This window comes from Moorena sp. SIO2C4 (assembly GCF_010672485.1).
GTDB classification, from domain to species: Bacteria; Cyanobacteriota; Cyanobacteriia; order Cyanobacteriales; family Coleofasciculaceae; genus Moorena; species Moorena producens.
Genome location: NZ_JAAHGN010000436.1, coordinates 1 through 5,993 on the forward strand (window position 1 = coordinate 1; position 5,993 = coordinate 5,993).

Annotated in this window: 4 protein-coding genes; 2 read left to right on the forward strand and 2 right to left on the reverse strand. The window is 42.5% G+C overall.

The annotated features are described in order from the left end of the window. The first annotated feature begins 108 nt into the window (after nt 1–108). On the forward strand, nt 109–1,521 hold the full coding sequence (murD, locus tag F6K20_RS21235; RefSeq protein ID WP_008182378.1) for a UDP-N-acetylmuramoyl-L-alanine--D-glutamate ligase: 1,413 nt from the start codon (nt 109–111) through the stop codon (nt 1,519–1,521). 41 nt (nt 1,522–1,562) lie between these two features. Continuing rightward, nucleotides 1,563–4,850 carry a patatin-like protein gene (locus F6K20_RS21240; RefSeq protein ID WP_287265539.1) on the forward strand — a complete coding sequence of 1,096 codons (3,288 nt, stop codon included), beginning with the start codon at nt 1,563–1,565 and terminating at the stop codon, nt 4,848–4,850. A gap of 46 nt (nt 4,851–4,896) precedes the next feature. Here the strand turns inward: F6K20_RS21240 and F6K20_RS21245 are convergent, their stop codons facing one another. Together F6K20_RS21245 and F6K20_RS21250 are read right to left on the reverse strand one after the other, a co-directional pair. Beyond that, complete coding sequence (locus F6K20_RS21245) at nt 4,897–5,034, reverse strand: hypothetical protein (RefSeq protein WP_154659748.1); 138 nt, start codon at nt 5,032–5,034, stop codon at nt 4,897–4,899. Nucleotides 5,035–5,053: 19 nt separating this feature from the next. Next, entirely contained in the window at nt 5,054–5,461 is a 408-nt protein-coding gene (locus tag F6K20_RS21250) for an ArsR/SmtB family transcription factor (RefSeq protein ID WP_287251228.1), read from the reverse strand. Nucleotides 5,462–5,993: the final 532 nt, after the last annotated feature.

Sequence of the window (5,993 nt, forward strand, 5' to 3'; positions counted from 1 at the left end):
TTCCCTACTCTCTAAAATCCCAAGGGCGTAAGTAACTTACCCAAGTTAAAACCCCTATAACTGGTATAGTTAAAACGGCAAACCATCAGATGCACTACCAATCAAAGTATGCCTAAGGCTGATGTTATTGGATTAGGACGGTCAGGTCTTGCAGCCGCAAGACTCCTAAGAAAAGAAGGTTGGGATGTCACTCTCAGCGATGCCGCTAGCCCTGAACGCATCGCTGCACGTTATACCCCAGAAGACTGGCAACACCAACAACAACAGCTTGCCAGAGACGGAATTAACCTTAAACTGGGTTATTCCCTAACCCTAGACTCTTCAGACTTACCCCAGCTAATTGTAGTTAGTCCTGGTGTTCCCTGGGATATACCAGTGTTAGTTGCGGCCAGGACCCAAGGCATTGAAACCATAGGGGAAATTGAACTAGCTTGGCGTTATCTCCAATCCTGTCCATGGGTAGCTGTTACTGGTACTAACGGCAAAACTACTACCACCTCCCTGATTGCTGCTATTTTTCAAGAAGCTGGTTTCCATGCCCCCGCCTGCGGTAACATCGGTTATGCGGCTTGCGAACTCCTGCTAGCACCAGAAATCAATGGCAAAGCCCAGGAAACATCCCCAATCGATTGGGTAATTGGGGAAATCAGTAGTTACCAAATCGAATCTTCCAAAGACCTTGCTCCTCGTATTGGTGTCTTGACAACCTTGACCCCTGACCACCTCAGCCGCCACAAAACCCTGGAAAACTATTATGACATCAAGGCATCTTTACTGCGTCGCTCCCAGTTACAAGTTATCAATGGGGATGACCCTTACCTGGGTAATTTGGGCGTAAACTACTGGCCTGATGCCTATTGGATCAGTATCACAGGTGGTCAGGGGGACAGGAATTTTCAACCTTGGGCTTACATCCAAGATGACTGGGTGATAGCAGACTCAGAACCGATCTTGCCAGTGAAATCCTTACAGATGGTCGGAGATCACAATCGACAAAATTTATTAATGGCAGTGGCAACAGCACGATTGGCAGGAATTGAGAAAAATGCGATCGCATCCGCCATTGCCAAGTTTCCTGGTGTGCCCCATCGCCTAGAAAAGGTGATTACCTGGCAGGGGATAGACTTCATCAATGATAGTAAAGCCACCAACTATGATGCGGCTCAAGTCGGTTTAGCCTCAGTAGCTGCACCGACTATTCTAATTGCTGGTGGTGAAGCCAAAGCTGGTGATGATACCAGTTGGATTGAGACCATTAAACTCAAAGCAGCGGTTGTCTTACTAATTGGTGAAGCTGCACCTGCTTTTGCAACACGCCTTAAGGAAGCTGGCTACTCCAGTTACGAAATTGTGGAAACTATGGCGAAGGCAGTACCAAGAGCAGCAGAACTAGCTCAACAGTATAATGCGGGTGTTGTCCTGCTCTCTCCCGCCTGTGCTAGCTTTGACCAATACCAAAGCTTTGAACATCGGGGGGATGATTTCCGCAGGTTGTGTCAGCAGCAGTTCAGTACTATTTAGCTAGTAACTCACGGTAACGTCCCTAATTGGAGAGCCATGTTATGTCTAGCCAAAACTTTCGCAAGCCAGAATTTAGCAGAGAACTGCGCTTAGGACTAGTGGTTTATGGTGGAGTCTCTCTAGCCATTTATATGAACGGTGTTTGCCGAGAATTTTATAATGCTGTTCGCGGTCGAGGTATCTATAAACTTGTTAAAGCTCTCACCGATTCTGATATTGTTGTTGATATTCTCTCAGGCACGTCAGCGGGAGGGATTAATGGGGTTCTGCTTAGCTACGCTTTGACCAATAGTAGTCAGGATGAAGTAATCGATTTTGAAAACTTTGCCCAAATTTGGCGGGAAAATGGCAACATCCGCAAGCTCATGCATCAACCTAGCCTTAGTCAAGGTAAAAATGATGGGGAATCTATTTTAGATGGCAAGGGCTACTATCAAGATGCCCTAGCTAAAGCCTTTGAACAAGGGCAGATTAATAAAAAGAAAGCACCCTCAGACGAGTGGGTATCTTCGTTTAATGAATTAGATTTATTTGTGACAGGAACTGATGTTATAGGACGGGTTGATACCGTTTTTGATGATACCGGACGGGTGATTGATCTTAAAGACCACCGCACTATCTTTCATCTCAAGCACCGTCAAGGTCGCAAAGAGCCCTTTAATCCCAATTTAAACCCAAACCATTCCACTGTCAAAGACACCTATCAAGCTCTGGCAAAACTGTGTCGCATTACATCGTGTTTTCCAGTTGCCTTCCCTGTAGTTACCGTTGAGTTAGATAATCCTAGCAATCAGGTCGATGCCAAGTTAGTAGAATGGGGAATCCTTAACAATCGCAAGTTACCGGAAACCCCTCCAACCGGTGGGTATCAATTGCACTTTGTGGATGGAGGGGTGCTAGATAATCGGCCTTTCAGTTATACCATCAAAGAAATGTATTATCGTGCCGACTATTATCCAGTTGAGCGCAAGTTATTTTATATCGATCCCAGTCCAGATAATTTTGCTGGCAGCCAAAAGTTTAATCAGATGCCAAAGCCTGATGTCTGGGAGGTGATCCAGGAGTCGTTGTTAGGAATACCGACCTATGAAAGTATTAGTAATGATTTGGGGTTAATCAAAGACCGTAACCAGAAAATCCAGCGCTACCAGTCTCTACTAGCAGATGCGGAATCCCCCTTATTTGCTAAGGCTGACAACTCCCAACAGACAACGCTCCCAGTTGAGACGGGAATTTATTGGCGTAGTCGTCTGATTAGCTTACGCGATCGCACATTACCTCTAGTCTTGAGAATGTCTCAAGTCAGTAGCACCAAATCTTACCAAGAAACCTTAAACAAGCAAGTCCTTTTAGATCAAATAGCTAAGCTACTGACGCAACACATTACTGAACCGGAAAAACGGGAAAATCACGACATTATTCTCCAAGACCCTAGTCAACAGATTAGCAATCTCGATATCGAATATGCCTTAAGGAAGCACTTCTATATCGTTAAAAAAGTTTGTCAGTTGATGAATCAGGATCCATCATTATCAGAGTATAAAACGCTCCAATCCCTAGCCTTAAGGCTAGGTCGTCACATTAAACTCCTAGAAGTCCTTAAGATGGCATTAACTAAGCTGTTGAATCATCCCCAGGTTAGTCAATCCTTCTATGACCTGATATCATCCTTTCAAACGAATCAAAGTTCAGAGTCTACGGATAATCTGCGTAGTCAGATTTACAACCGTCTACTCCGGTTATACCGTTTCTTGCTCGATGCTGAGGGGCTAGCAGAATTTGTACCACAAAACCATCAGCAATCTTATTTAGAAAAAGTCCCAGCCTATTTATTGCAAAAATTACCAGAAGCAGCAGAACAATTAGCTGCTAAATCTGAAACCCAGACAGTTGGAAAAACCACCATGGACTGGTTGCCCCAGCCACTAATTTCCAGCATTTTTGAACAATTTCAGCAAAAAGTTAATCAACTAGAGCAAGAACCAAATCAACTTCAAAAAATCTGGCTTGCTGAAAAATATAAAGATAACGATAATGAAAATAATGGAAAACAATACTCCTCCGTTTTGTGCAAGATAGAGGAAGCATCAGAAAAATTCATTGAACTAAGTGGGCTAAATCAGTCTGAAGAAATATTGACTCGTTTTAAACGATTTCGAGAACTCGATCAAGTTCTGTATCCCTTTGAGTATCTATCTGAAATTGAGGAAAAAGACCTGATCGAGACGATTCGGATTAGTCCAGATGATGCTCAGCTAGGTTTTGGTAAAGGGCAAAAATTAGATAGTAAACTCGCGGGAAATACCTTAAATGCTTTTGGCGGTTTCTTTAAAAAGTCTTGGCGTTCCAATGATATTATGTGGGGGCGCTTAGACGGATTAAACCGGATAGTGGAAGCTTTACTTACTCCTGAAGGTATTGCTAAGTTTCCTAATTTTTTGAAACGACAAGCTCAAGAATATAACATTCCTGAAGCGGGAGAAGAATTTGATCAGTTTAAAGAACAGTACTTAGATTTTTTAATTCAAGAGTCTTTCCCTAACGCTACGGCTGATCACCAGGATAAAATTAAAGATCATCTACGTAAGCTGGCAACTCCTAATCCAGATCTTTCTGAAGCTGATATTAAAACAATACTGGATGATTTAGTCTTGGAAGGACATCGTGATATTCTCAGCACTGACCTACAGAATGTGATTGAAGATGAAATTTCTGAACAACTAGAGTGGAGTAACCAGCGAGTTCAACCTGCTGCTCCTAACGATAGTCTAACCACAAGTCAAACCACAATACCCCAGTATAGTCTAGTTGAGGGTAGTTTTAGTGAAACCATTAGTCTACTAGCAGCTCAGGAATTAGCTAGGAAAAGCATTGACTCCTTACCCCAGGGTAAAGAAAAGTTCTTTCTCAACCATTACCAGGTGGGTTCAGAGACATTCTCAAATGATATTCCCAGTACTATCCTCACAAATCTCGCTACCCGAGCTGCCCTGATTCTGCGAGATATGCTGATCACTGTATTAGGCGATCGCACTCCAGGCTTCGGTAGTAGTTTGATCTATCAAGTCTTGAATAAATCCTTAGAACTATTTTATTGGTGGCAACAGATTAGCCAATCATCAGGGATTAAAAAGGGTGATGGTAGTCGCCAGAAGTTGATTTCCCTGGTAGTGCAAGTAGCCTTGTTGCTGATTGCTATCCTGTCTGTGGTTATTATAATATATCGGTCATGGGTATGGTTTGCGATCGCATTTCTTACTGGGGTGTTGTCTTGGCTTTTAGGGAATCCTTGGAAAGCTATAGAAGAGCGATTAATTATCAAGGATTAATTATCAAGTATGTGTGCGTTGACGTAGCGATTCTCCTTTCGAGACACTACGTCAACCCATAGCTGTTTGCCCCATCTCCCGCTAACCCTTTCGGGCAAAGCCCGACGCTGCGCGAACGGGTATAACGGGAGGGGAATTGGAGTTGAATGATGGGCAATAGTTCGGGAGTAATCACAATTACCAATTACCAATTACCAAGGTCACTAAAAAGATTGCTGCATCGCTTTGAGTTGCTCTAGCTGTTGATGTTGTTGCTCTATTTGCAGTGACAGGGAATCACACACTAGCTCACATAGCTCAAAGATAAAGGGATTAGCTATTTGGTAGAAGACATTGATTCCTTGTTGATTGCGAGTTACAATCCCTGCTTTAGCCAGGATTTTTAAATGCTTGGATACATTGGCTTGACCTAAGCCTGTTTCTTCGATAATTTGACTAACATTTTTTGAGCCGGACTTCAGACAACAGATAATCTGCAAGCGACTTACTTCAGATAAGACTTTAAAGAAATCAGCGATCAGGGTCAAGGAAGTAGGGGATAACTGGGATATCTCACAGTCTGGAGGTTGCTCAGTCCTCAGAGAGGATTTTGGCAAAGAACTTTTAAGCATAATAGATTGGCTGACAGTGGGAATCAAGACTAGGCTTTATCTATTATATTATTATACGGTAGTCTTAGGGAGTAGGGAGTAGGGAGTAGGGAATAGGGAGTAGGGAATAGGGAATAGGGAATAGGGAATAGCGATTTATGAATTTATTACTATCTAATACTACTAATAAAAAACCGTATTTTTACCTATATAACATTTTTATTTATTACCAAAAAAACGCTTTAAAAGAAATTACTTAAATCATAAAAATAATAGCTAAAATACCATCAATACAAAAAATAAAGATACAATAAAAAACAGGCGTTACTGATTAATGGGATGATTGAGGGTAATTAGTAATTGGTAAGCTGTTGCCCATTTAAATTGGATATTATTCAGTTATAAAAATAATCCCCTGCTCCCTGCTCCCTGCTCCCTGCTCCCTGCTCCCTGCTCCCTGCTCCCTGCTCCCTGCTTCCTACTCCCTACTCCCTAAAACCAAAGATTTTGTACCTCACCCCAAAAGAACACTCCCTAACAGTTGTATCTAGTA